This is a genomic window from Paenibacillus sp. ALE2, assembly GCF_054113385.1.
Genome location: NZ_CM134213.1, coordinates 5,304,838 through 5,330,548, shown reverse-complemented (window position 1 = coordinate 5,330,548; position 25,711 = coordinate 5,304,838). Strand labels below are relative to the sequence as shown.

Genomic DNA, 25,711 nt, shown 5'->3' with positions numbered 1-25,711 from the left:
TAATAATATTGGGTTTGTATTAATATGTGAATAGAATGCAAAAGCTGGTTTGTTCGATTGTATAGGAGGAAGAGAAAAGTTATGGCTAAATACACTTGGGTAGAAAAAGATACATGCATTGCTTGCGGAGCCTGCGGCGCTACAGCACCAGACATCTATGATTATGATGATGAAGGTTTGGCTGAAGTGATCTTTGAAGGGGATGCAAACCAAGGCATCAAGGCGATCTCGGAAGACCTGTTTGATGATATGCAGGATGCTTGTGACGGTTGCCCTACAGATTCCATCAAAGTTGCAGACGAACCTTTTAATAAAGAAGGTTAAGTGTAAGTTTTTTGGACAGGCATAGCACCGCCAGTACCCTTCGCCGTATAACGGTGAAAGTATGCTGGCGGTGCTGTTTTTTTTATGTGCTGTCCATCAGACCTATTGTGACCGATATACATAATAGTAAGCAAGATTACACGATCAGGAGGATCCGATGGACCATTCGCCTCATCTTAAATCGTATGTAAAAAAGCACCCTGATAATAAAATGGCCTGGTATTTACTCGGTAAAGAGTATGAAAGCAGCGGCCAGGAGGGCAAAGCAAATTATTGCTTCAATCGTGCAGGGGAAGTGTTCGAAGCCTTTGAGCATAAACAGATTCCGGCAGACGTATGGATGGAATATCAGGATAAACTGGTTCAGATGTCCAAGGAGAAGGAGCGGAGAACCGCTCGAACACGCCACCTTCTAACTGCGTTAATGGTACTTCTGCTCATCTGGGTCCCTTCAGCCAATTCACCGAGCACTTTACCTGAGAGCGCATCCGTTCCATCCGGAACTGAGGACGCAGCGATTGATCATGCCGAAGTTGCAAAAGTGGCTACTGCAGATCCAAAGGAGAGGGCGCAGAACGGTGAGACTTATGTTGGTGGTGTGTTTACGGCTCAAGCCAGGCAAGGAAGTGGGGCTGGAACAGCGCTTACGGATATGTTGGCAAAGACGAGTCAAATGCCGTCCAAGACCACGGTGCTGGGCATGGAGCAGAGCGGGGCGTGGCTGATCTGGAGAGAAGGCATGAAGCCGTTACTTAGTGTACAGAACAAGGGAAACGGCGGATTAGCTGTTCAGTCTTACGACGCCGCTGCATGTGCTTGCAAGCCGTCAGATAGTGAAACTCTCCGCAAATCAGGTCTAAAATGGGCTGCCGGACAGGAAGAACTGGCTGTGCTGAATAGTGCCATGCGTGCATTTCGCTCGCAGCATCAACGTCTTCCCCAGAGTCTTGAGGAACTGACCCGAGATTTTCCCGATAACACGATGTACGGTACGACTGACGGGATGAAGAAGGCTTTTACACCTATGCGCAATTTACTTGCTTCTCCAGGACAGGGAACAGGGAAAGATCAGAACACTGGCGCAGCGGCTGAGAAAAGTCTATTGCTGGCATCGTCATTGCACGGGCGTCCTTTTCTGGGGCAACCGCTACGAATTGTGATAGACAAATCCAAGCACAGGCTAGCATTGGTGAGCGGCAATATACTTATTCGCAATTATCCCATCGGTTTGGGCGGAGAAAGAACACCGGAAGGGAAATTTGTGATTACCGATAAAGTCGTAAATCCGAACGGCAAATCCAACGGTGAGTTTGGTAGCCGTGGTATGCAACTGTCTGCAACGAATTATGCTATCCATGGTACGAACGAGCCAGACAGTATCGGCAAAAATGAGTCACTGGGTTGTGTCCGCATGGGGAAGGAAGACGTGGAGGAATTGTTTGCATTCGTACCTTCAGGTACGGAGGTGGTCATTGGTAACGGGGGACTGCCTGATCAAGTGCTTGTACCTGGTTCCCGATTTACGAGTGAGCCGCAGCACGACCAGACGAATCCCCGCAAAACCTATCACTGGCTAAATTAACGTTGTGGTGCCGCTGCTACTTGTTGATTAACGATTTCCTGCTTGTGCTAAAACAATGACCAGAACAATCACAATGATGAGTAGAACAAAGCTGATGGCGGTCCATACGATCGCTTTCTTGTTCACCTCATCCTTTTTCTTTTGCAGACTGGGCGGTTTACGCTTGGTCTTCATATCAGCATCCCTCTTTTCTTGCGGGCTAAGATCCTGTCTTACTATGTCCATTGTAAATGGTTTGATTATACATTTTCAATGACATCTCCATGACAACTGAATTGTTCTGATGTTGGACCTCGCAAATTACTTTCTTTTTGGTATGGAAAAAGCTAAACTATTTTGTAGAGATGTTTTTTTAGGATTGTGCAAGGGCATAGAACGGAGTGGATGAATCGTGTTGTATCGAAGGATCGCGAAACCTGTTTTTTTCAAAATGAGTCCAGAGAGGGCCCATCATGTAGTCATTGACGGCTTAAAACATGCTGGCTCACTTCCTGGTGGTGCGGCGACGTTGCGAGGGATGTATGGAGTCAAGGAAACGGAAGATCTTGCCGTTGACCTGTTTGGCATTCATTTTCCCAACCCGATTGGACTGGCTGCAGGACTGGATAAAAATGCTGAAGCGGTTGCCGGTTTTTCTTCCATCGGTTTTGGTTTTATGGAAGTAGGCACGGTGACACCTGTCGGACAGCCCGGCAATGATCAGCCCCGTTTGTTTCGACTGCCTCCCGATGAGGCATTAGTCAATCGGATGGGCTTTAACAATCTGGGTGCTGAGAGCATGGCCCAACGTTTGGCTACCCTTAAACATCGACCTGTACCGGTTGCTGTTAATATCGGCAAAAATAAAGTCACGCCAAATGAGGATGCTCATAAGGACTATGAAAAGTGTATTTCCGCACTGTATCCGTATGCGGACTTCTTTGTAGTGAACATTAGTTCACCCAATACTCCGGATTTACGAAAACTCCAGCATGGCAGTGAACTGAAGTCATTACTGGAAGCGGTTCGGGCAGAGATGGGAGTTCAGGCGACAAAGTATGGTAAAGCCAAGTCTGTACTGGTCAAAATTGCGCCGGATGTATCGGACGAGGAATTGGAATATATGACGGATGCGATTGCAGCTAGCGGAGTGGACGGCATTATTGCAACGAACACGACGATATCCAGAACTGGTCTGACGCATCGGAATGCAAGTGAAACCGGAGGATTGAGTGGTAAGCCGCTACGTGACCGTTCCACAGAGGTCATTGGACGGGTGTACCGCCAGACGGAAGGGAAGCTGCCTATTATTGGATCGGGCGGTATTTTTACCAGTCGTGATGCCTATGACAAAATTAAAGCAGGCGCTAGCCTGATTGAAATTTATACAGCATTGATCTATGAGGGGCCGGAAGTAAACCGGGCTATACATGCCGGTCTGCGTGAGTTGCTTCGAAAGGACGGCTTTAGACATATTACCGAGGCTGTTGGTGCAGCTCACAGATAAAAAAGTGTTGTCGGAAGAGACAGGAGGTACGGGGATGGACGGAAGAGACTGGGGAACATTTTTGCTGCCATACGATCAGGCGGTGGAAGAGCTTAAGGTCAAGTTCAAAACAATGCGTGCGGAGCTGAAAAAGCGCGAGGAATACGCTCCTATCGAATTCGTAACTGGACGGGTTAAAAAAATATCCAGCATCCTCGATAAGGCGAAGAGATTACAGGTTCCACCTGATCAGCTGGAGACGGGGATCGAGGATATCGCCGGCATTCGCATTATGTGTCAATTCGTAGAGGATATCCGGCGGGTAGCCGAATATATTCGAAGACGTAAGGATTTGACGGTATTGTATGAAAAGGACTATATCACCAATTATAAAGATAGCGGCTATCGCAGCTTTCATATGATTGTGGAGTACCCGGTTCAGACAGCAGTGGGGTTAAAGATCGTGCTAGCCGAAATTCAAATCCGTACGTTGGCTATGAATTTTTGGGCAACCATAGAGCATTCTCTTAGCTATAAGTATCGTGAGAGCTTACCGGATGATATGCGAGCCCGGTTGAAAAAAGCGGCTGAGGCAGCCTTTGTGCTGGATAATGAAATGTCTTCCATCCGCCTTGAAATATTGGAAGCACAGAAGAAGTTTGAGGATGAAGCCAATATCGTATCCAAAGTGCTAACAGGCATGCATCGTCTGTATTTCTACCATAAAATTAGTGAAACGATTGAGGCGCAGCGCAGATTTAATGAACTGTGGGAGCGGCACGATATGGAAGGAATCAAGCAGCTGCATGATGAGGTCAAGGAGATGCTGGAAGCTTCAACTAAGGAAGAAGACAGGGATGAGTTTTAAATGGTGACCCCTTCCTATGAACCGTTGTACGTGACTTATTTGGTATACTTCAATCGGGATCGGGATTACTTTGAATGTCATGAGGTACTGGAAGAGCTGTGGCTTAAGCTGGACCGAGACCCTGTATATAAAGGTTTGCTGCAAATTGCTGTAGGACTGTATCATTTTCGAAATGGTAACTATCGTGGTGGATACATGATGCTGGACAGTGCGGCACATAGGCTGGAACATGCTTCTTCGCACGCGCTGGGCATTAATATGGCGAAGCTGGTAGACGAGGCGCGCGCTTGCGCCCGGCAGCTTGCTGAAGCTGTTATGGAAGGTTCGGAAGAGCTTCAACGTCAACCGCCGGTTTATCGGGATTTGACGATTGAAATTGTCGAGCCCGGACTGCGTCAGGCCGTGGAGAAGGCATCATTGTCCGTTCCGGTCAACAACCCTCAGCAGAGAGGTCCTCGGCGTGGGGAAAAGCATGAGCAGCGTCAGCAGGCGCTGGAAGCTTCGATTAGGCGAAGACAGGCCGCTGGCAGCTTACGCTCAGCCCAGATGGAAACGAAGGATGCGCCTTGATGTTGTAGCGTATAATAAACGAGCAGCCCGATCCGTTTTATAGGGATCGGGCTGCTTTATCATTGTCAGACGTGAGGAGATTTATCTAAGAGGTCACGTTCTTTTTATATTTCTCAAAGAAGGCTTTGAAATCGTCGAGTGTGTATCCGTTGTCTGAAGGACTTTCCTTCAACCCACCTACCATACGTTCCTTTTCCACGCCTTTTTCGTAATAAACAAGCGTGGGAGTATACTCAATCTTGTACTTGTCCCAGCCAGCCTCATACTCACGCAGGTTAAATTCGTGCATCGTGATATTCTCCTGCTTGCTCAAAGGCATGAGCTTGGGAGTAGTGGCACGGCAGTGAACACAGTCGGAAGCGAAATGATAGACGAAAAAGCTTTCCTTTTTGTCAATTTTACTTTGTAAATCTTCTGGCTTAATAATTTGCTGATAGTTCGGATCATTTAGCAGTTCCTGGGTAGCAGGATTTAACGAGGCTGTGGAAACGCCGTACAGCTTGTTTTTAGTGCCCGAGTTTAAAGCGAGCAGCACTCCAAGCAAAATGACAAGCACAACAAAAAAGCCAATGACAGGGATAAGCTTTTTTTTGTTGGATTTTTGTGCGTTCAATGGAATCTCTCCTATCAAAATCTAAAATATGTAACTATGAACCTCATTATTATACAACATTACAGCTTGTAGTGAAAGTTTGTAAATCACACAGATATTGCCGGATAACAGGTTGATTATGGTACAATAAAATTTATTTTAACAGGACAGGATGATTACGATTATGGGTGTACAGCTCCCCACAGCATTTGTAAAGCGCATGGAACAACTGCTCGGTGATGAATTTGAGGCTTTTATGGCTGCCTATGACCACACGCCCCATGCCGGGATTCGCGTCAATACATTAAAAATTCCAGTAGAGGACTTTAAGGAACGTTCTCCGTTCGAACTGCGGCCGATTCCGTGGTGTCCCACAGGTTTTTACATTCCGCACGGCACTAAGCCTGGACTTCACTCTTACTATCATGCTGGGTTGTACTATGTACAGGAACCGAGTGCGATGTCTCCGGTTGAACTGCTCAATATAGCTCAGGGTGAAGCTGTTTTGGACTTGTGCGCTGCACCGGGGGGGAAATCAACCCAAATCGCAGCCAAACTGCAAGGAAGTGGCGTACTGGTGACCAATGATATTAGCGCCGATCGAACCAAGGCGCTGGCTAAAAATGTGGAACTGTACGGTGTGCGCAATGCCGTGGTATTGAATGAAAGCCCGGATCGTATCGCAGATGCTTTTCCTCATTTCTTCAACAAAATTTTAATTGACGCACCTTGTTCGGGAGAAGGTATGTTCCGTAAGGATGAAGATATGGCCAAACAATGGGAGACACACTCGGTAGAAAAATGTGTGGTCATGCAACGGGACATTTTGCGTGTAGCGGCCTCGATGCTGAGCGATGGGGGGAGAATTGTCTATTCGACCTGCACCTTTGCCCCGGAAGAAAATGAAGGAATGATTGCGGAATTTCTGGAGGCTCATCCCGATTTTAACGTAGTCCCTGTTCCTTCGGAAGCAGGTTTTGCACCAGGCCACCCGGAATGGATGAATGAAGAGATTGCATCGGCACATCCGGAACTGCGAGGTACAGCACGCCTATGGCCGCATCTTGTAGAGGGTGAAGGGCATTTTATCGCCATATTGCAGCATCAGGGTGGTGGTCGTGTCACTTCGACAGCAGATCACACTGAGTCAGGGGAACTGGCTCCATATACGAACAAGAATGAAAGAATATTAAAGATAGAAGCAGCATATTCGCACAAGAAGCAACATTTGCCCGTCAAGGAAGCGCTGCTCCCAAGTGTCCAAGGAAGGCGCACGACTGATGAGCCTAAACGAACCGGAAAAGGAATGGGCGGAAAGTCAGGCAAAGGAAAGACCACGCGCGGCTTTGATGGTAACAAGTCACGTATGGGCAAAGAAAATGCAAAATCTGCTGTACGCTCCCCGCATGATGTGTTGGAATCTTATCATCAATTTGTTCAGGAGCAGTTGGAGGTTTCATTTGCAGGCTACACGGTGGTCTACGGAGATCGAATTTATCAGTCGCCGCTGGCATCACATCGTTTGGACGGGCTTAAGGTGGTACGTCCGGGCTGGTTTATGGGAACCGATAGAAATGGTCGTTTCGTACCTTCACACCCACTGGCGGTGGCTTTGCGCTCTTTTGAGGCGGTTAGAAGCATCAACCTTTCCAGCTCGGATGCTGAAGCCATCCGGTATTTAAAAGGTGAAACCTTGTCCATCCCTGTTGAGAGAATGGAGCTTCGGAACGAAGTCCAACCCAAGGGCTATACTCTCGTGTGTATTGATGGTTATTCGGCCGGGTGGGGCAAATGGCAGGACGGCATGCTTAAAAATGAATATCCTACAGGCTGGAGGTGGACATCAGTATGAGTGGAAAAGGAAGACAAACTCAGCGTTTGGACAAAATTTTAACCCATATGGGCTATGGTTCCCGTAGTGATATCAAGAGACAGGTAAAGCAAGGTATGATCACAGTAAACGGACGGATCATCAAGGATAGCGGCTTACAGGTTCATCCATATCAAGATCAAATTGAAGTGAACGGCGAACTTGTTGTTTTTAGAGAGTATATTTACATCATGCTGCACAAGCCCCCAGGTGTTATATCTGCGACCGAAGATACGAGGGAACGAACGGTGCTGGATTTGCTGAGTGCGGAGGAACGACATTTCGAGCCTTTTCCAGTAGGGCGGCTAGATAAAGATACAGAAGGCCTATTGTTATTGACCAACGATGGCAAGCTGGCGCACGAACTACTATCTCCGAGGCGTCATGTCCCCAAAACGTATGAAGCTACGGTGTTGGGACTTGTCACGGAGGAGGATATTCTTCAATTTACAGCAGGAGTGGAACTGGACGATGGGTATGTCACCCTTCCCGCGCAGTTGACGATTCTTCGGCATGAACAGCCGCATCAGGCAGATGGGGAAGTCATTTCCTATATTTCGCTTGTAATCCATGAAGGTAAGTTTCACCAAGTGAAGCGCATGTTCGAGGCGGTTGGTAAAAAAGTGACCTACTTGAAAAGAACAGCCATGGGGCCATTGAAGCTGGATGATCAGCTTCCACTGGGCAGCTATCGAGAGCTGACTAGCGAAGAACTGGCATTGATCGGCCGTGATATAGTTTCCGCAACATCAGAAGCTTGATGGTAAGATTAAATATAAGTGACGCACAGACTCGTACGAGATTCCTGTGCGTCATTTTAGGATATAGACAATTAGACAGAGCAGTATTCATAGGCAGTCTTCGATAACGAATCGTAATTTGCGAATTATTGTGCGCGTGCTGCCCGATTTTGTTTCACTTCCGCTGCCTTATAAGCTGTAACCTTGTTTTTGCCTGTCGTTTTGGATATGTACATGGCTTGATCGGCCTGTTTGACGAGTTCATCCGGGTTTATTTCCTTCTTCACAGTACTGTGTCCGACACTGATAGTGACGATGCTTTCCTCAGCAACACGTTCGCGGATTCGTTCTGCGACCAGCGCCACCTTGGCCCGACGATCCACAACCATTGCGACCAGTTCCTCGCCACCGTATCGTCCGGTCAGCCCGATTTCATCCAGTTCGTCCTCCATAATCTGTGCCACCTGCTTGAGAACTTCATCCGCACGAGCATGGCCCTGCGTATCATTCAGCTTTTTGAAATTGTCAATATCGCAAAAAATGACCGACACGCGGATTCCCTGGTCCATATATCGTCGTAGTCGCCCCGAAAAATATTTACGGTTATACAGTCCTGTCAGGCCATCGGTAATGGAAGAACGATAAATCCTTTGGAGTAGCTCCACAATCCGTTCAAACAGGATGATAAATAACGTAGTGTAGTACAGCAATGGTAAAAATGACATCCACAGGATTGTGTTTGATCCGTCTGCTTCTCCAGGGATGTCATTTCGCAGCCAGAGAAAACCAAGCCAGAGCAGATAAGTGAATAGGCCTGCCATAAATTTCTTTGGCTGTCCGATTCGCGGGGTGATGAACAGAAGGCTTAATATAAGCACTAACACTCGATAAAACAAAGTGAATCCAACCAACTTCACTGGGCTAATCCAAGTGGGCAGCAAACCTAAAGTCCAAGCCATTACCGGCAGTATTAATAACGCAGCCAGCAACAGCAAGAGCCATTTTTCCATAAGCTTTAGCTTTCGGTAAAGCTGAAATACAGCGGCATTGATGAGCACGAAGGCAAACGCCTCCAAAGCATTTTTCCACACGAATCCCTGCAGTTGCATTTGGCCGCCGCCTGCCGAATAGAGATTCATCGCTTCATATGTCATAATAAAAATAGCGGCAACCGAAAAAAGGATATAGGTTTTTTTTCGTTGTCTGCTATATATGATCACGCACATTAGCGCCATCATGAGTATAATATACAAACCGCAGGCTGCACTTATGGCCCCGGCCAGAGATGGGGAGCCCAAGGTTCCCAATAAGGACAACAACGTCAACATCACCGACTCCATTTGTAAAATTAATCTATCTATTGAACGGACGATATCGTTCCGATACAATAGACAGGATTTATTCCAGTTAAAATGTTATAATTTTCTTTTGTGCCTAACATTTATTCTCAATATATCATCTTTCAGAAAATCCGGAAACCTATACATATATCCTGTGTTCCGGGCAGTTTAATGCTTGAAAGGGGAAGCACTCATGAAATTGCTACAGGCTCTCTTTTTCCCACCCGAGCAACCGGGAGGCGTTTCATCCATGATTCCATATTTGCAAGAGCGATTTACGTCCCCCCGTTGGGAAATGGAGTTATTTTCAATCCCTAAACGGATTCGTAACAAGGGTAGGGACGAAGTAATCTTTGATACCTTCGACTGGACGAGATATGAGCAATATCCTATCGTTCAAAAATATATTCAGACGTACCGTGATTATTTGTGGTGGACTCGGCTTCGTATTCAGAAGCCCTTTGACCTTATTCATGCTCATCATCCGATTGCCGGGCTAGCTATGAAAAACGTATTTCCTGATACCCCGCTCGTACAGACGATTCACTCTTCCTATGAGAAGGAGTTAATTCTGAACGGGAAAATAGAGGAGAACGGGCCTGAACACCAATTCTTAGTGTCACTGTACCGAGAAATGGAGCAGAAGGCGGATCGCCTGATAGCAGTATCGCAATCTTTTCAGCATTACTTAACACCTTATGTACAGCATCCGCAAGATGTTGTGGTTATTCCAAATGGATATGATGAGAAGCGATTTAAGCCCATTCCTCACGAAAATGAAGTGACACAGCTTATAACCGTTTGCCGACTTGTTCCCGCCAAAGGACTTGATATTCTATTACAGGCTTGCGCTGAGCTGAAAAAAAGAAATCAGGAATTTGTACTTCATATCATTGGTGATGGTCCGATTCGGCCTGAGATGGAAGAGATGGCGCGACAGCTAGATATATACCATGAGACGATTTTTTATGGATATACTCTTCACCCGGAAGAGTTTATGCCTTTCTTTGATGTATTTGTATTGCCTTCGCGGGCGGAGGCCTTTGGCTCCGTATTTGCAGAAGCGGCATTGAGCTGTCTGGCATTGGTAGGTACAGAAGTAGGGGGAATACCGGAGCAGATTGAAAATGGGGTAAATGGTCTGCTCGTGCCACCCGATAATCCGAAGGCACTGGCAGACGCATTAGAAAAGGTCATCGCTGACCCTGCCTATCGTTATGAACTGGCTAGATCCGCCTGCGACAAGGCTAAATCAAGCTATTCATTAAGTCGTGCTGTTAACGAACTGAAGAAAATGTATTTGAAATTTCCGCACTAACCATGACGGGTATCACCTGGTTTGGAATCAGAATGCCGAAAGCTGGAGCGAGGACGTGAGGAGCGGAAAGGTCTTCCGCGTCCTGCTAAGATCAGTTTACTGACCCACATCAGACTGAGCATTCCAAAAATAGGATAAAGCACAGATAACAGTGAGCTGAAGCCGAACTGACTGATTAAAAAACAGGTGAGCATAATGAATAATGTAATGAGCTTGGGCGAAATTTGGACATGCTGACGAATTTGTAGACTGACTCCATAAATGTCGGCCACAAAGGTACTGAAGATCTCCATGAAAATGAGTAGAATGTATATGATTTCAACAAGGGCGCCTAGACGGTAAGCAATGCTTCCCATAGGGATTTCAAATTGCTGAATGCCTGGCATTTGCGCTGACATGACAAAATGTGCAGCCATCAGCATAAAGCCAACACCAATTCCGCCCAAAACACCGCCCCAGCGGATCGTTTTACGGGAGAAAGTTTGGCTGCCTAGAGGGACAAGCACGGCCTGAGCCATAGCCAGATTGAAGGACGTGTACAGGAGCGGAGAGATCCATGTTCGTAGCACACTGTGGTCTGTCGTATTCGTAATAAAGCTTTGCGGATTGGGCATGGAAAGGGTACTGTGAACGAGCAAAAGAGATATAGTGATCATCAGCGGGACAACAATGGTGTTCATATGCAAAATCGCTTTAATACCTTTATTCAGCAGCAAGTAAGTTCCGATTAGTGTAATGAGCAGTCCAGTCTGGTAGTGCAGGTGAAGGTGCTCCACAAAAACAGAGCCGGCTCCTGCCAGCATGACGCTGTTCACGCCAATCAGCACAATAAGTGTGAATATGCTGATCCATTTTCCGGCATTGGCACCAAAAAGGTGCTTGTTCAGATCCTCGTAGGAGCGGGCTGAAATATCATGAGCGATCAGCATCATTTTCGTACCCAACCATACAAATATGAGTGTGGACAGCATAATCGTGATTGTAGCCCAACGTCCATATTGCGTAAAGAATTGCAATATTTCTTGTCCGGTAGCGAAGCCAGCACCGACGATTGTACCAATGTATGTAAAAGCAATCTGAAAAACATGAATATTACGTTTCATTCCCAGTCCCCCCTTGCCTGCTTGAATAACGCTGCAGCGAGCATATAATACAAACTATGTTCAACTGAAATAGGACATGACTGGATGAGACTGAAAATAATTATACTGCATTTAATGAATAGCTTGACGGGAGCGTAATTTATGGGTCAAATCCTTGCATGGATACTGGAATACGGATATTTGGCAATGTTCGGCTTGCTTGCCCTTGGAGTAGCTGGTATGCCGATACCCGACGAAGTGCTAATGATCGCCTTTGGCGGGCTCGTGTCTCAAGGACACTACAACTTTATTGCTGCGCTGGCAGTCACATTTTTCGGTAGTATGACAGGCATGATGCTTAGCTACACATTGGGTCGTCTGCTGGGCAAACCACTATTGCACCGATACGGTAAATGGGTGAGGCTTACGCCTTCCAGGATTGCCTCTTCCGAAAATTGGTTCGGGCGCTATGGTACCTGGGGAATTTTGTTCGGATATTTTGTCCCCGGCCTGAGACATGTGTCATCCTATCTGGCAGGTACAACCCGTCTAGGTGTTTTTCGCTATATCGGCTATGCATCAGCAGGAGCGTTGCTGTGGTGCGGTACATTTTTGGGGATCGGACATGCGGTGGGCATGCACTGGGAACAGGTGGCGAAGCTGATGGAGAAGGTGACGCACCGGGTAGGCCTGATCGTTATTCTTTTAATCGTTTTGGGAGGAATCACCGCATGGTTCTGGAACAAGCGTAAAAAAAATATCACATGAATGCATGGAAAGCAGGCTATAGCTTGAAAGCGACGGGTGAAGTATGGTACTTTTACCGCATAGGAATGCCGTGGGAGGTCATGGAATGGAAGTATTAAAGAAACGAATTTTAAATGAAGGTGTGATTGCGTCAGATCAGGTACTAAAGCTGGATGGATTGCTTAATCACCAGGTTGATCCAGAGCTGACAATGGAAATGGGACGAGAGTTCGCAGCCCGTTTCCGGGAAGAGAAGATCACCAGAGTAGTGACCGTGGAATCCTCAGGCATTGCCATCGGGTTTGCGACAGCGTTGGAGTTGGGTGTACCGTTGGTATTTGCTCGTCGTAAAAAGACTTTATTAGCTGATCCAGATGCGCTGTGTGAGCGTGTACCTTCGTTTACAAAAGGGATTGTCACAGATATTATGTTGTCTCGTCAATTTATTCATGAGCATGATCGTGTTTTGTTCATTGATGATATTATCGCTAATGGCGATGCGGCACGAGGCATGGTTAAAATTATTCAACGCTCCGGAGCGGAGTTGGTTGGATTCGGAGTTGCGGTTGAAAAAATGTTTCAGGCCGGAGCCAGAACCATTCGTGAGCAGGGCATTCGTGTAGAATCATTGGTTAAAATTTCGTCATTGGCTGACGGTAAGATAGAGTTTGCTGAATAGTAACAATTCGAAGCTTCGGATCCTTATTTCTAATAATAACCTTTGCATGAGCATCAATTTCGCTTATAATATATATAAGGTTTGGGAGAGGAGGCAGCAACATGGGGAATGAACAATTGACCGAACAGTTTTTTCTGGAAAAACTGGCAGCGGCTAAAGTGCATTTTGAACGCGCCTTGGATTGTAAGCATACGGAATTCGACGATTTGTATCCCTATATGATTGAACATCCTCAGTTTTTTTGGTATAAACGCTATGTGGCCTGGTCTGAGTTGCTGACATTGGTTAACCTATGCGAAGAATTGTCTTTCTCTTGGAAAGAAGAATTTACTGCTCACCAAGTGGAGTATGTAGAACAGCGAGTGTTGTCTGCACAAGTGCTGGACTTCTGGTACGAGAAGAACGATACAAAAGAACATGATCACAGTGTAAATCAGTCGGGATAATTTGTTGCTCTGTTGGCAATCCATATAAGTAGTAAGCGGAAAGAGACCTAAATGATTCGTTTAGGTCTCTTTTTAAACTTTTTCATGCATATAAAATTATGGCCGTTGTGTTGAAAAAAATGGATAAGGAGGGGACATGAATGATAATGGACGAAGAATTGGATGCTTATCGACTTTCTGGTGAAAAGGTACGCGTCGTACGCGATGGATTGGAGTCCAACGATGTGGTTGGCATTGTACTGGCATGGGATGATGAACAGGTGCTTATTCGCCGCCAGAATCGACGTGTGGTCAAGTTGGATCGCAGCTATACATATCAGCCGTTCAGCGAGCCGCGACACAATCCGATAGATCTGGATTAAGAAACGAGTTCCCAATGGGGATTGGCTAAAAAACGGGTGTTTCATTAGGCATACAGAAACTCTAAATCGGACACAGTAATAAAGGAAAACTCAACAGAGAGGGCGTGCTGTGTCAATGACGGTTATGGACGAAAAAGTACATGCATACAAGGATCAAATCAGCCATTTGGAAGATAAGTTGCCCGAGGTAGTTCATGCCTATCATCGCTTTACCGGAGAATGCTTTCAAGCCGGCAGTTTAGATGAAAAAACCAAGCAACTGATTGCGCTAGGTATTGGCTTATTTGCGAACAATGAGGTGTGTACGTTTTATCATGTGAATGAGGCGCGCTCCAAAGGAGCCAGTGATCAGGAGATTATGGAGACCGTTGCTGTAGCTGCTGCAGTTGGTGGAGGACATGCTCTAAGTCAAGGGGTTACCCGTGTACAGAAGGCGTTACATTAAAGCGAATCATTCATACAGATAATTTATAATCGTAATAGCGGACATAGATTGATCTCAACAAATGATGGTTATGAAAAGAAGCTTCCGAGCACAGTTAGTGCCTGCGGAAGCTTCTTTTTGCGTGTAGTGCGGGGATTATGCTCTTTTACTTGCAGCAAAAGCAGCAGGGCGAGGGGATTTATGCTTGTAGGCAGAAGAGGATGCAACCCAACTTCGCCCAACAACGCGTAGGGGTTTGGGGGTTGAGTTATTGGGTAATTCGGGGCGATATTTCTCTGGTAAAGGTAGAGCTGCCGTATGAGGCAAAGAGGTAGGGAGTCCCAAATAAGCTCGCATTCGTTCATACATTTCTTTGCGGAATGCGGACATAGGCATACGGAACTGTTCTTTGACGCCTTTATATATATAGGTGGCGTGAACGCCGGAGTGGTTTTGTTGGATGTCTAGAACACGAATGTGATACTTCTTAAATTCATGTTTGATTTCAGATAGCAGGATTCCGGTACGATCTATTCCTGCGTTAACCATTTCGACATAAAGATCAGGGGTTTTCAGCACGCCGCTTTCCTCAAGAATTAGGCTGTCACGCTCAAATACTTTTTGAATAAAGGTAAGGAGCAGATAACTTTTCACAAGAGAGCATGGATGCTGAGTAGTATCTGAAGAGATCATTACCATTCACCGCCTTAGGGAAATGTGATGATAATTCATAGTCATCGAAGTGAAAGAACATAAGTTCATAGGAACCTATGTTCTTATATTATCGTATTATTCCTTTTTTATCAAGAATAAATAAAGAAAAATAAAAGGTTTGACAACTTTATTTGAGCATGGTATGATCTATGTTGTCGCTAAGAAAGATTGATTCTTTTGAAATAGACGACAAATATATATGCGGTCGTGGCGGAATTGGCAGACGCGCACGGTTCAGGTCCGTGTGGGCTAACCCCCCGTGGAGGTTCGAGTCCTCTCGACCGCATCCATTTAATAAAGGTTTATAGAATTGCTCTCGTAGCAGTTTTATAAACCTTTTCTATGTTTCGGAGTTATTGCAGATTTCCCAGGAAGGACAATATAAGGACTTGAATTTTATTCAAGTCCTTGAGCAATTCTTTTATAAGTTCAATTTTTAAGATATGATAGAAAGTAACACGTTTTATGATGAAGCTATTGAAAGGTTGGATGGAAGATGGAGAAAGCAACTTTTGCAGGTGGGTGCTTCTGGTGTATGGTGACTCCGTTTGAGGAGCAGCCGGGGATTCATAGTATTGTCTCAGGCTATACTGGAGGGGCGATTTCCGATCCGACCTACGAACAGGTTAAAACAGGAACAACAGGGCACTATGAGGTGGTGCAGATTACGTTTGATCCTGAGCTGTTTCCTTATGAAAAGCTACTTGAATTGTATTGGCCGCAAACAGATCCTACCGACGGAGAAGGTCAATTTCAGGACCGAGGCACACAATATAAACCTGCCATTTTTTATCATACGGAGCAGCAACGTGAGCTTGCACAGCAATCCAAGGAACAATTGGTACAAAGCGGACGCTTTGATAAGCCAATTGTAACGGAGATTCTTCCGGCTTCGATTTTTTATCCGGCAGAGGATTATCATCAGGATTATCACAAGAAGAATGTGAAACATTATAAGGAAGATCGAGCCCAATCCGGTCGTGATGAATTTTTCGACAAAAACTGGTAATCAGCTTTAATATACGTTATTATGCGCACTTCAAGGCAGATCAGAGATTATATCTCAGATCTGCCTTGTACATATTTAAACGGTTTTACTCACACAATGAAGGGACAGAGAAGGAGGCTGACCCGCAAATGAGTACACGACGGAAACTGCACATGAGAAATATAATAAAAAAGGCTTTAAAAGCATCACGCAGCCGGAAGGATTCGTCTTATGCGCTTGCACACCATGCAAGATCTAGAATGCAAATAATTGTAGTGCTTTGTATTTCAGTCTGTATGTTATTTATGATCTGTAAAACTGCTGTTGCCGAAGCAATAGACCAGCAGAACCAGCAGCAAAAGAGGGTTGCTGTCATTATTGATGATCTAGGAAACAATATGAAAGGTACCGAGGAGATTCTAAATTTACCCGTCAAAATCACCGTTGCTGTCATGCCCTTCCTGCCAACAACCAAACAGGACGCTATGGAAGCGCATAAGCGTGGTCATGATGTTATCGTCCATCTTCCAATGGAGCCCAAGCAGGGCAAGCCTGAATGGCTTGGACCGGGAGCAATCAAGGCTAATATGACGGATGAAGAAGTACGCGCCAAGGTGACAGCAGCAATTAAGGATGTTCCTTATGCCATAGGAATGAACAACCATATGGGCTCCAAGGTCACCTCAGACAAGCGCATTATGTCCGTCGTTCTTGATGTTTGTAAGGAATATGGACTATTTTTTGTTGATAGCCGTACTAATTATTGGTCAGTGGTGCCTGAACTTGCTGCTAAAAAGGGAATGCCACCGGTGCGAAATGATGTTTTTTTGGATGATGTTCATACACTCGCTCATGTGAATCGGCAACTTAGTAAAGTGGTCGAATGGTTGGCAGAGCACGATACCTGTGTAACGATTGGACATGTCGGCGTGTCCGGCATGTATACCTCCTCAGGGCTTCATTCATCGGTCCCTAAATTAAAGGAGCATGCACAATTTGTCGGTATTAGCGATCTGGTGCGTGATGTATGGGGATGGACAGGAGACCCAGCCACGAATACTACCATGCCGTCAGATGCGCAATAATGCCTTCGGCAATAGCTTCAGCAATCCTTTTTTGACCGTGATCCCCGGAAAGCATGGCTCTGTCCTGCTCGTTGCTGATAAATCCGGTTTCCACTATTACAGCGGGATGTTGGATTTTATTCAGAAGATAAAAGGGTTTTCCATATATGGTTTGTCTATTCATGCAAAATAAGCGGTTTAATGAATGCTGAATCCGTTCAGCTAACAGATAGCTGCTGCCTTCATCCTGATACAGCACAATGGGGCCGCGTTTTTCGGCACGTTTGGTCCAATTGACATGCAGACTGACAACCAAAGAAGTAGGCAGTTGCTCTGTCAGGCTTTTACGTTGGGCGAGATCTTTAAGATGCCGCGATTTGGACTGCAACCAACGGTTATCATCACTCAGTGCGTAGTCCTTGTCCCGATTCAGGACAGCAGGGTAACCCTGGGAACGTAAGATCAAGTATAGTTTTTGAGCAATAGCAAGATTGATATCTTTTTCCAGAAGTCCTTTGTGACTTGTTCCACCATCCACACCACCATGACCTACATCTATCAGGACCACGGGTTTGGCAAAAGCGTGATAGGACCGGTTAAACGGGGGTTCTGTATGCTTGTTTATTTCGGTGCTTTTCTCTTCAGGCTGAGTAGTTGCATAAGCAAACGGGGTAAATACAGCACTACAAAGGAGGCAAAAACTTAACCCCAGCCCGGCCAGGCACATCTTCTTTAACTTTTTATTCAACACGTTCTATTCCTCCAATGGACGAATTGATTGTTTACTGAAAACCATGCATAACAGACGTCAAACCTAAAGTAGCGTAGCTGTCTTCAAATATAACAATAAGCCTTGAGGGAACTGTTATATTGAAGATAGTATGTTCCATTTAAGGGAAACCATGCATAGTTATCCCGCAAGGGTTAGAGCTGCTGAAAACTGTGCAAGCTAGTGGTATCTGAACCTAACGTGTAATTTGGTATACCAAGATACGGTGATCGGAAATGTTAGGTCAGATGAAGGAGGTCATGGAGGATGGCGAAGAGTGACGAACTGGTGACGTACATTACAGAGCGGATTGTGCGTTATATGGAAACGCCGCGCGATGTTCGACGCAGCCAAAAACAAGCCAAGGAGCCGTGGGTAAGTAAATGGTTTGGAATGTTGCCTCTCGCTCTGAAAATGTGGATAAAATCCACACGCAGAGGGCGAAGAGAGCAACGTTAAACACGCCAAAGAGACCACAAGAGGCATGGGGTATGCCATTTGAGGTCTCTTTTTATGTTGTTTAGGGATAATTTCGAATTATTTTTAATGGTCCTAAAACTACTAAGAACCCAAACGGTAAAATTCACCATGAGGCAACAGTTGTTTTAGGGGTACAAATCGGGAAAGTCCATCGTGGTAGGTCAATGCATATAAAATGGGTTCGGACGGATGATCAGGAGAAATCCAAGCTTGATACCCGCTAATGGATAAGGGGCCCCCAAAGGCAAAATTGATGCTTGTGGCTGAAAAAATCATACGCGGTGAATTACTTAGCGCGTCTATAAATTGGTCTGTGTCATGAATGGAAAGTTTTTGCTTAGGTTGAAGCCAGCCCAGATCCTCATAGGGATCGAAAGGATCAGACGAGACAGTAACTGCTTGGGCCTGAGTTTTCAAAAAAGGTATAGATGAAGAAATCGCGTTGTTCTGAAGCTTATGTTTCCAGCTCCCATCTGTTACTTCTGCAGGTAGCGGATCGCCAGTAACAGCATCAATACCTATTTGGCTACCCGTAGAGGAACGTACCTGCCAGTAGGCTAATAGAGGTTCCTCATACATAGGTGTAATTTGTAACTTGTCGATAGAAGTAAATTCGGTTTCTGTGAGCGACTTCAGGGATTGGTGAAGTATATCCATACTATAAGGTCCGCCTGGCCCATTCCCGTATTCGTTGAGTTGATAAGCGCCGTTTGAGTCTGATCCGATAATCAGGTAGCCAATGTATTCTCCAGCATGGTTCACTTGAACAAGCCAGCTATGGGTTCCAGGTCCGAGCGGATGGTAGCTGAGCTCGGCGTCTTTCCACGAAGCAAAAGGGGCTTGCGACGATAGAGATTGTACGGTATCACTCGCTGTCCGTTTCACGTCCTCAGGCACCCCTTGCTGCTGAGTAGGAGGCTTTGATGAAACGTCACCCGGGGATGTGGAAGAAGTAGAAGGGCTCCTGGATTCCATTGGAGGAACATGGGAGCTTTCGTTGTAGTTGGGTGCTGAGCTTACATTGCTTTCTTGAACGGCTGAGGGAGCCGCATGAATGGAAGCGAACGGACAGACTGCGGACAGGCCGATCAGCACAGCTGCGATCATACCTACGCTATAATGCCCGGAATGATTTTTTTTCAATGGAATCCACCTTTCTGTCGGATGGCTTGCCGACGGAGGCATTCTTTTTTAACTAGCATACAGCTTGTCCGATGAAAAGACTGCTGCACTCTGTCGGCGCAAATGTCGTATCCAGGTTCGCTTTTTGCTGTCGATACATAGGAGACAGGTTAGACTATGCTTGTGTTTGCAGCAGCAAAAACTGATGTAGGCTGAAGCAAGATGTTACAACTTGACGACATGTCTGCAACTAACCTGCGAAGGAGCGTGAGATATCAGTTACCGCAGATGAAATATGCCGCAGTTAATGGCGGATACGAGTACCTTTGGCTCATATTGCCATACCATTTCTTTACGACGTGCTTGATGCTGCTCTAATACGGATTCTTTTTTATCCTCTTCTTCTTTCTGTTCCTTGATTAGATCTTCGTAGTAGTGGTCAATAACCTCTAGTTCCTCGCGCAATCGTTCCTTCGCCTGCTCAGCCCAACCATAATCTTGTTGTCGGAGCTGTTCGGTGAGATAGCTTTCAAGCGAGGTGGAAGCTTCATGGACAGATAGCTGCGCTGGCTGTACATGCATATTGCCTGCCAGCAGCGGGCTGAGCTGCCGGGTTTCGAGCATAGCGCCAAAATTGGCTACAATAGTGCCACTTTTGAGTGAAATACCTAGCCACTGAAGTTCCTCACGCTTCAAATCGCAGGCAAACTCAATCTTGTAGCAGACGCTGAGCCAAGCTTCGTAGACTACAGGAGAACGGGCAGACAACTGACGGGCATCCGGCTGCTCGAACAAATAAACATATTTTCCTCCATCCCGAGCAGCTTCAAAAATTTGATGCAGCCGACGGCTTCCGTATCGGAGTTCCTCCTGCATAATGCGACCAGGCCCTAATTGCGGTAACGTCGGTACATGACCGAAGTAACGCCCCATGACCTGATCTTGTGCTGCGTTGCCAGCTACAGGAGCTGGTGGCGTCTGATCCGCTAAACGTTCCTGTTCTGTCCGATAGGCTTCCCCATCAAAGATGAATGTGAAGGACATGGTTTGCGCTGGAACGCCAGTACGCTCTACGTATCCCCAATAGTAGGGGCGATTTGTCAAGGCTTTATCTGCCTCTGGAGACAGCTTGACAGTTACATGGTGGGGAGACCTCTCAATGATGCTGCATCCAGTAGATTCCAGATAAGTGTGGACAAAACGCTGGACTTGCTGTGCATTCATAGTCAAGTCTAGCGACCCCCTTTCACACTGCGTCGAGCTTTGGTTGGAGGAACTGCATCACCTGCTAAGCCTAACAAATCCTCGGTAACACTTGAGCTTACTCCTGTTAGCCGTCCTTTAAGCTGTTTTGTTCCAGGTGACGTATCGGTTGCTACATTTGGAGAGACTGACGGGTCTGTGCGTATTTGTGCTATTTCTTGTTTGATGGAATCCAGCGAGTGGCCCAACTTTTGCATTTTTCTACGAATTTCATCATCACTACTGGACTCAAGCATGATTTTATATAAACTCTTTTCAATGGATTCTTTTTTCTCAAACTTTTCCAGAATAACGTCCAATCCGCCAATGACCATCTCAAACATATTAATCTTTTCATGCAGAAGGTGCAGGATATGCTCTTCAATCGTTCCGGTAGTGGATAGGTTGAAGATATTTACGTCATGCTTCTGTCCAAGTCGATGCACCCGTCCAATCCGCTGTTCCACGCGCATGGGATTCCACGGCAAATCGAAGTTAATCATGTGGTGACAAAATTGCAGATTAATGCCTTCACCGCCTGCTTCTGTAGCAATCATGACCTGAATGCGACCACGGAACAGATCCATCATCCAATCTTTGCGGCCCCGGTTCATACCGCCTCGGTAAGGAACGGCAGACAGTCCGCGATCCCGGAAATAGTTTAGTAAATACTCCTGTGTGGCCCGATATTCTGTAAAAATAATCACTTTTTCGTTCATCTTCCGGATGAGCTCCAGTGCTTTTTCTGCTTTGGAATTGGCCTTGATCGCTTTAATGTGTGCGACCAAGTCCCAGACACGATCGCGTAGGGGAGAGTCAGGAGCCATCTTTTTGGACAAATTGACCAGCGTGACGAACACAGCGTCCCGGCTACTGCACACCTCCCGTTGAAGGGTAACGAGAGACAGCATGCTGCTTAAATTTCCGCCATTCGCCTGATATTGTTCTTTGACAAAAGAGGTCACCCCATCGTACAGCGCTTGCTCTTCTGGCGAGAGTTCCAAGTGAATGTTGGAAACATTTCGTTTAGTGAATTGAACCGGACCTTCTCCACGACGATTGCGGATCATGACTTTAGACAGCTCATCCTTGAGCTGGTCTTCATTTTTGGGCAGACGTTTATCTACAACAAAGTTGGCTGAAAAATCGCCTTGTCTTCCCAATTGACCGGGCTTGAGTAACGTGATCAGATTAAACAGCTCAGATAGATCGTTTTGTACAGGTGTTGCTGTCAGGAGCAAACAATATTTTTTACGCAACTTCATAATGAACTGGTAGTTGGATGTTTTTTTATTCTTCAGCTTATGAGCCTCGTCAATAATGAGCAGGTCATAATCGGTATCTAGCAGGATGTTACTATGTGGCTCCCGTTTGGCCGTATCCATAGAGGCGACGACGACCTCGGAAGACCAGGAATACGCTTTTTTCTGGGCGACTGCGGGAATGCCGAATTTGCTATTCAGCTCACGCACCCATTGCAGGACCAGAGAAGCGGGTACAAGAATAAGCACTTTGGAAGCCAGCCCGCGAACCAGATATTCCTTAAGGATCATTCCGGCTTCAATCGTTTTGCCTAGGCCGACCTCATCGGCAAGAATGGCACGTCCAGACATCTCAAACAGTACCTTTCGAGCGGTATCGAGTTGATGGGGCAGTGGAGTGAGGTCTTGCAAATGCTGAAGACATTGAAGCTCATCAAAGCTCGGCACCAGCTTGGCCTTTTCCGCCTCGATTGCCAGCTGATACAGATCCCAATCTCCCCAAGGACCTCCCTTGTGCAGGCGTTGGTCCAGCTCGTCCTGCCAGCTGCGGTCAAATTGTATCGGAACAGGCAATGGTGCTTGGCTTTGTGTGTGCTGGGAACTTGTCGGTTTGGCTTTCATGGTGATTCCCTCCCTCCTAGTAGTAGCACCGTTGAAGCTCTTGGCTCTGTCACATATATGACATCTATTTTGCACAGATCGTAGATGTAGTATGGACGGAAAAAGATATCTTCATAACAGGAGGGATAAAATCCTTTAGCTGCCTTCCATTAACTTTTGGAGTTTACTTTCCGTAGAAGTTTGCGCATTGGGGGTGTATATGCTGCAACGGAGATCGACACTGCCTTGTACCTGAAGGGAAGTCAGGTCAAATAACATTTTGCCAGCCTTAGCATGACGAAATTCAATGAGCACTTCTGGAGCGGAGCTTACCTCACTCTGATTCCAAAGCTCGTTAAACTCTGGGTAGGCCTGACTCATGTTTTGTATAAATTGAGCATACCATGGGTCTGTCACGTATTGCCCGTAATAAGCGCGGAATATAGCAAGAAACCCCTTTACAAAGTGTTCCCAATTCACAGCCAGACTTTTAAACTCCTTTTTGGTAAATAGCAGTTCGATCATATTGCGCTGCTCATGTGGTAGTTCGGAAAAATCCATAAAAACATGAGCAGCAGCTTCATTCCAGCCGACAATATGGCAGCGCCGATCTGAAATAATAGCAGGACAGTAGTGCAACTCTTGTACGATCTTTTGCAAAGATGGAGAAATGATCGCTTGTTCTTCAGGAGCAGGAAGGTTATGAGACCCGGCTTCCAGCGCTAAATCGTACAAATATTTACGCTCATCCGTGTTCAACTGCAAGACAGCAGCAATAGCATCCAGCACGGAGGCAGAGACCTTAATATCCCGACCCTGCTCCAGCCAGGTGTACCAGGTTGTACTGACACCTGCTAGCTGAGCGACTTCTTCTCTGCGTAAACCTGGTGTTCTGCGACGTGATCCAGGGGGAAGACCAACCATATGCGGATGTAGGCGGGCCCTTTTTGTTTTCAGAAAAACAGATAGTGCTTCCAGACGTGCTTCCGTTTTCATTAGATATTTTCTCTCCATTCGATGAGTGTATCTGAAGTAATTAAATCAGGCGCTTACTATAGTAGTGTTCATTATACCAGGATAAACAAACACTTGTAATAGGATAAGACGAGGGTAAAATGAGGATTATAAGTAAGCCATCAAGCAGGAGGAATGAATAGCTTATGCAAAGAGTAGTGATAACAGGTAGGGGTGTCGTTTCGCCATTGGGCAATGAAGTAGGCACGCTGTGGAACAATTTGCTGGAAGGCAATTCAGGTATACGTAAAATAGATTCATTTGATGTGTCCGATTTAAAAGCACAAATTGCTGGACTGGTACAGGATTTTGATGCAGAAAAGCAGTGGGGCCGTAAGGATGCCAGACGAATGGATCGATTTACCCAGTTTGCATTATATGCGGCAGAGCAAGCGCTCAAGGATTCTGGTCTGGAACTGGTTCACACTGATCTGGAGCGTGTAGGTGTCTATGTGGGGTCAGGAGTCGGCGGTTTGGATACGTTGGTAGATAATGTGGACGTGCTGTTACATCGTGGTCCGGGTAGAGTTAGCCCAACGCTGGTACCTATGATGATCTCGAATATGGCTGCTGCACAAATAAGTATCGCGTTCGGAGCGATGGGTCCTACGCTTTCACCTGTAACGGCTTGTTCTATTGGGAACACTGCAATTGGAGAGGCGTTTCGGACCATTCGTACAGGAGATGCGGATGTCATTTTTGCCGGCGGAGCTGAAGCCGCAGTGTCCCGATTGGCCTTGGCAAGCTTCGCTAATGCAACTGCCTTGTCAACACGTAACGAGGAGCCTTCTACAGCAAGCCGACCGTTCGATCAGGATCGTGACGGCTTTGTCATGAGCGAAGGAGCGGGTATCCTGGTACTGGAGTCGCTGGAGCACGCTACCCGGCGTGGGGCGGAAATCTATGGTGAGGTCATCGGTTATGGAGCGAGTTCGGATGCCTATCATATGGTTGCACCGCATCCCGAAGGAACCGGAGCTTACCTAGCAATGAAAGCGGCCCTTCATTCGGCTCGCATCTCCCCTGAAGAAGTAGATGTGATCAGTGCCCATGCAACGAGTACGGCTGTAGGGGATATCGCTGAGACCCTGGCAATCCACAAGCTATTTGGTGAATATGCCTATCAGATTCCAGTTACCGCGAATAAGTCCATGCTAGGTCATATGCTAGGAGCTGCGGGCGGCGTCGAGGCGATTGCGCTTGTTCAAAGTCTTCGGGAAGGCATCATTCCGCCAACAATGCATCTAGACAATCCCGATCCTGCTTGCGATCTGGATTATGTACCTAACGAAGCACGCAAGGCTCCACTAAATATTGGGTTATCTAATTCTTTCGGCTTTGGGGGTCATAATGCGGTCATTGTGCTGAAACGCTATGAGTCATAATACGTAATGAGTTTTGAACCTCAGGTGCTCTATCCGACTGGATCTAGCATCTGAGGTTATTTTAATCTAGGCATGATAGATTCAATTTAAATAAGAGATAGAGTAAGATGGAGGAAAACATTTGGAGGGACGGGAAGCCATGATCATAATCAGGAACATAGAGCCAGCAGACGCTGAAATTGGAATTTAAGACTGGAAGCCTTAAAAATGAACCCCGAAGCTTTTGGAACCTCCTACGAGGAAGCTGTACAAGTTTCGTTATCTGATGTAGTGAAGCAAATACAAAATAAGAAAGACCATTACATACTTGGTGCATTTACAAAGGATCATCAGCTGGCTGGCATGACCGGATTTAGAAGAGAACACAAAATAAAGACACAGCATAAAGGAACGATTTGGGGAGTTTATGTACCACCGATTTACCGAGGTCAGGGGATCGCTAAGAAACTTTTATTGGAAGTTATCAGTCGAGGTAGAAAAGTGGAAGGATTAAAACAAATCAATCTGAGTGTGATGGCTGCCAATCAAGCAGCTGTTGAGCTTTATAGAAAATTGGAGTTTAAAACCTATGGTATTGAAAAGAACGCTTTGGAATATCAAGGTCAGGGATATGATGAGGAACTCATGGCTTATTTTTATTAAGGGTGAAAGGTTTTGAAAAA

Annotated in this window: 28 protein-coding genes and 1 tRNA gene; 19 read left to right on the top strand and 10 right to left on the bottom strand. The window is 46.1% G+C overall.

Translation table 11 applies throughout. The features are described 5' to 3' along the window. Nucleotides 1–81: 81 nt before the first annotated feature. Together ACXHJ1_RS22910 and ACXHJ1_RS22905 are read left to right on the top strand one after the other, a co-directional pair. Nucleotides 82–324, top strand: a complete 243-nt coding sequence (locus tag ACXHJ1_RS22910; protein ID WP_013309730.1) for a ferredoxin — start codon at nt 82–84, stop codon at nt 322–324. Between the two features lie 157 nt (nt 325–481). Then, nucleotides 482–1,906 carry a L,D-transpeptidase gene (locus ACXHJ1_RS22905; RefSeq protein WP_025364569.1) on the top strand — a complete coding sequence of 475 codons (1,425 nt, stop codon included), beginning with the start codon at nt 482–484 and terminating at the stop codon, nt 1,904–1,906. A 27-nt stretch (nt 1,907–1,933) separates the two neighbouring features. Here the strand turns inward: ACXHJ1_RS22905 and ACXHJ1_RS22900 are convergent, their stop codons facing one another. Continuing rightward, complete coding sequence (locus ACXHJ1_RS22900; protein ID WP_016819743.1) at nt 1,934–2,080, bottom strand: hypothetical protein; 147 nt, start codon at nt 2,078–2,080, stop codon at nt 1,934–1,936. Between the two features lie 217 nt (nt 2,081–2,297). Between ACXHJ1_RS22900 and ACXHJ1_RS22895 the strand changes: the two genes are divergently transcribed. Genes ACXHJ1_RS22895 through ACXHJ1_RS22885 form a run of 3 tightly spaced genes read left to right on the top strand, consistent with a single transcriptional unit; the run spans nt 2,298 to nt 4,809 of the window. Beyond that, complete coding sequence (locus tag ACXHJ1_RS22895; RefSeq protein WP_025364570.1) at nt 2,298–3,392, top strand: quinone-dependent dihydroorotate dehydrogenase; 1,095 nt, start codon at nt 2,298–2,300, stop codon at nt 3,390–3,392. Nucleotides 3,393–3,426: 34 nt separating this feature from the next. Continuing rightward, nucleotides 3,427–4,239, top strand: coding sequence for a GTP pyrophosphokinase (locus ACXHJ1_RS22890; protein WP_016819745.1), 813 nt, complete (start codon nt 3,427–3,429; stop codon nt 4,237–4,239). After that, the gene (locus tag ACXHJ1_RS22885) at nt 4,240–4,809 is read left to right on the top strand and encodes a DUF309 domain-containing protein (protein ID WP_457905273.1); all 570 of its coding nucleotides are present in this window, start codon (nt 4,240–4,242) and stop codon (nt 4,807–4,809) included. Between the two features lie 85 nt (nt 4,810–4,894). Here the strand turns inward: ACXHJ1_RS22885 and ACXHJ1_RS22880 are convergent, their stop codons facing one another. Next, nucleotides 4,895–5,422: a thioredoxin family protein gene (locus ACXHJ1_RS22880; protein WP_016819747.1), complete on the bottom strand. Its 528-nt coding sequence runs from the start codon at nt 5,420–5,422 to the stop codon at nt 4,895–4,897. 163 nt (nt 5,423–5,585) lie between these two features. Here ACXHJ1_RS22880 and ACXHJ1_RS22875 point away from each other — a divergent pair, with 163 nt between their 5' ends. Together ACXHJ1_RS22875 and ACXHJ1_RS22870 are read left to right on the top strand one after the other, a co-directional pair. After that, a complete protein-coding gene (locus tag ACXHJ1_RS22875; protein ID WP_457905272.1) occupies nt 5,586–7,253 on the top strand; it encodes an RsmB/NOP family class I SAM-dependent RNA methyltransferase in 1,668 nt (555 codons plus the stop codon). Beyond that, nucleotides 7,250–8,032 (top strand): pseudouridine synthase, encoded by a 783-nt coding sequence (locus ACXHJ1_RS22870; RefSeq protein ID WP_019686917.1) that lies wholly within the window; start codon nt 7,250–7,252, stop codon nt 8,030–8,032. The genes ACXHJ1_RS22875 and ACXHJ1_RS22870 overlap by 4 nt, the downstream gene beginning before the upstream one ends. A 125-nt stretch (nt 8,033–8,157) precedes the next feature. Here ACXHJ1_RS22870 and ACXHJ1_RS22865 read toward each other — a convergent pair whose 3' ends face one another. After that, nucleotides 8,158–9,339, bottom strand: a complete 1,182-nt coding sequence (locus tag ACXHJ1_RS22865) for a GGDEF domain-containing protein (protein ID WP_457905271.1) — start codon at nt 9,337–9,339, stop codon at nt 8,158–8,160. 205 nt (nt 9,340–9,544) lie between these two features. On the opposite strand from ACXHJ1_RS22865, the gene ACXHJ1_RS22860 reads away from it, so the two are divergent. Further along, nucleotides 9,545–10,669, top strand: coding sequence for a glycosyltransferase family 4 protein (locus ACXHJ1_RS22860; protein ID WP_031463252.1), 1,125 nt, complete (start codon nt 9,545–9,547; stop codon nt 10,667–10,669). Here the strand turns inward: ACXHJ1_RS22860 and ACXHJ1_RS22855 are convergent. Beyond that, nucleotides 10,666–11,772 carry a YkvI family membrane protein gene (locus tag ACXHJ1_RS22855; RefSeq protein ID WP_016819752.1) on the bottom strand — a complete coding sequence of 369 codons (1,107 nt, stop codon included), beginning with the start codon at nt 11,770–11,772 and terminating at the stop codon, nt 10,666–10,668. The genes ACXHJ1_RS22860 and ACXHJ1_RS22855 overlap by 4 nt on opposite strands. A 141-nt stretch (nt 11,773–11,913) precedes the next feature. Here ACXHJ1_RS22855 and ACXHJ1_RS22850 point away from each other — a divergent pair, with 141 nt between their 5' ends. The 5 genes from ACXHJ1_RS22850 to ACXHJ1_RS22830 all read left to right on the top strand — a co-directional run bounded on the left by ACXHJ1_RS22850 (nt 11,914) and on the right by ACXHJ1_RS22830 (nt 14,430). Next, nucleotides 11,914–12,519: a DedA family protein gene (locus ACXHJ1_RS22850; RefSeq protein WP_016819753.1), complete on the top strand. Its 606-nt coding sequence runs from the start codon at nt 11,914–11,916 to the stop codon at nt 12,517–12,519. A gap of 85 nt (nt 12,520–12,604) precedes the next feature. Then, nucleotides 12,605–13,177, top strand: a complete 573-nt coding sequence (locus tag ACXHJ1_RS22845) for a xanthine phosphoribosyltransferase (RefSeq protein WP_016819754.1) — start codon at nt 12,605–12,607, stop codon at nt 13,175–13,177. Between the two features lie 101 nt (nt 13,178–13,278). After that, nucleotides 13,279–13,623, top strand: a complete 345-nt coding sequence (locus ACXHJ1_RS22840) for a hypothetical protein (protein ID WP_013370520.1) — start codon at nt 13,279–13,281, stop codon at nt 13,621–13,623. Between the two features lie 140 nt (nt 13,624–13,763). Continuing rightward, nucleotides 13,764–13,985 (top strand): hypothetical protein, encoded by a 222-nt coding sequence (locus ACXHJ1_RS22835; RefSeq protein ID WP_016819755.1) that lies wholly within the window; start codon nt 13,764–13,766, stop codon nt 13,983–13,985. A gap of 115 nt (nt 13,986–14,100) precedes the next feature. Beyond that, nucleotides 14,101–14,430 carry a carboxymuconolactone decarboxylase family protein gene (locus tag ACXHJ1_RS22830; RefSeq protein ID WP_016819756.1) on the top strand — a complete coding sequence of 110 codons (330 nt, stop codon included), beginning with the start codon at nt 14,101–14,103 and terminating at the stop codon, nt 14,428–14,430. A 135-nt stretch (nt 14,431–14,565) separates the two neighbouring features. On the opposite strand, the gene ACXHJ1_RS22825 is transcribed toward ACXHJ1_RS22830, so the two are convergent. After that, nucleotides 14,566–15,102, bottom strand: coding sequence for a hypothetical protein (locus ACXHJ1_RS22825; protein ID WP_019686921.1), 537 nt, complete (start codon nt 15,100–15,102; stop codon nt 14,566–14,568). A 222-nt stretch (nt 15,103–15,324) separates the two neighbouring features. Between ACXHJ1_RS22825 and ACXHJ1_RS22820 the strand changes: the two genes are divergently transcribed. The 3 genes from ACXHJ1_RS22820 (at nt 15,325) to ACXHJ1_RS22810 (ending at nt 17,196) form a co-directional block, all read left to right on the top strand. Beyond that, nucleotides 15,325–15,409: transfer RNA gene (locus ACXHJ1_RS22820), tRNA-Leu, on the top strand. 210 nt (nt 15,410–15,619) lie between these two features. Continuing rightward, complete coding sequence (gene msrA / locus ACXHJ1_RS22815) at nt 15,620–16,132, top strand: peptide-methionine (S)-S-oxide reductase MsrA (protein WP_457905270.1); 513 nt, start codon at nt 15,620–15,622, stop codon at nt 16,130–16,132. A 128-nt stretch (nt 16,133–16,260) separates the two neighbouring features. Continuing rightward, nucleotides 16,261–17,196, top strand: a complete 936-nt coding sequence (locus ACXHJ1_RS22810) for a divergent polysaccharide deacetylase family protein (protein ID WP_017425825.1) — start codon at nt 16,261–16,263, stop codon at nt 17,194–17,196. On the opposite strand, the gene ACXHJ1_RS22805 is transcribed toward ACXHJ1_RS22810, so the two are convergent. Further along, the gene (locus ACXHJ1_RS22805; RefSeq protein ID WP_025364579.1) at nt 17,171–17,926 is read right to left on the bottom strand and encodes an N-acetylmuramoyl-L-alanine amidase; all 756 of its coding nucleotides are present in this window, start codon (nt 17,924–17,926) and stop codon (nt 17,171–17,173) included. The genes ACXHJ1_RS22810 and ACXHJ1_RS22805 overlap by 26 nt on opposite strands. A gap of 285 nt (nt 17,927–18,211) precedes the next feature. Between ACXHJ1_RS22805 and ACXHJ1_RS22800 the strand changes: the two genes are divergently transcribed. After that, on the top strand, nt 18,212–18,403 hold the full coding sequence (locus ACXHJ1_RS22800) for a YqzE family protein (protein ID WP_025364580.1): 192 nt from the start codon (nt 18,212–18,214) through the stop codon (nt 18,401–18,403). Nucleotides 18,404–18,505: 102 nt separating this feature from the next. On the opposite strand, the gene ACXHJ1_RS22795 is transcribed toward ACXHJ1_RS22800, so the two are convergent. The 4 genes from ACXHJ1_RS22795 to ACXHJ1_RS22780 all read right to left on the bottom strand — a co-directional run bounded on the left by ACXHJ1_RS22795 (nt 18,506) and on the right by ACXHJ1_RS22780 (nt 23,646). Then, nucleotides 18,506–19,567 carry a hypothetical protein gene (locus ACXHJ1_RS22795; protein ID WP_457905269.1) on the bottom strand — a complete coding sequence of 354 codons (1,062 nt, stop codon included), beginning with the start codon at nt 19,565–19,567 and terminating at the stop codon, nt 18,506–18,508. Nucleotides 19,568–19,825: 258 nt separating this feature from the next. Further along, nucleotides 19,826–20,776: a YqhG family protein gene (locus ACXHJ1_RS22790; RefSeq protein WP_457905268.1), complete on the bottom strand. Its 951-nt coding sequence runs from the start codon at nt 20,774–20,776 to the stop codon at nt 19,826–19,828. A 2-nt stretch (nt 20,777–20,778) separates the two neighbouring features. After that, nucleotides 20,779–22,671, bottom strand: a complete 1,893-nt coding sequence (locus tag ACXHJ1_RS22785; protein WP_457905267.1) for a DEAD/DEAH box helicase — start codon at nt 22,669–22,671, stop codon at nt 20,779–20,781. A 135-nt stretch (nt 22,672–22,806) separates the two neighbouring features. Then, on the bottom strand, nt 22,807–23,646 hold the full coding sequence (locus ACXHJ1_RS22780; protein WP_457905266.1) for a helix-turn-helix transcriptional regulator: 840 nt from the start codon (nt 23,644–23,646) through the stop codon (nt 22,807–22,809). A gap of 164 nt (nt 23,647–23,810) precedes the next feature. Between ACXHJ1_RS22780 and fabF the strand changes: the two genes are divergently transcribed. Further along, complete coding sequence (gene fabF / locus ACXHJ1_RS22775) at nt 23,811–25,049, top strand: beta-ketoacyl-ACP synthase II (RefSeq protein ID WP_457905265.1); 1,239 nt, start codon at nt 23,811–23,813, stop codon at nt 25,047–25,049. Nucleotides 25,050–25,256: 207 nt separating this feature from the next. Next, on the top strand, nt 25,257–25,691 hold the full coding sequence (locus ACXHJ1_RS22770) for a GNAT family N-acetyltransferase (protein ID WP_457905264.1): 435 nt from the start codon (nt 25,257–25,259) through the stop codon (nt 25,689–25,691). The last annotated feature ends 20 nt before the right edge of the window (nt 25,692–25,711 follow it).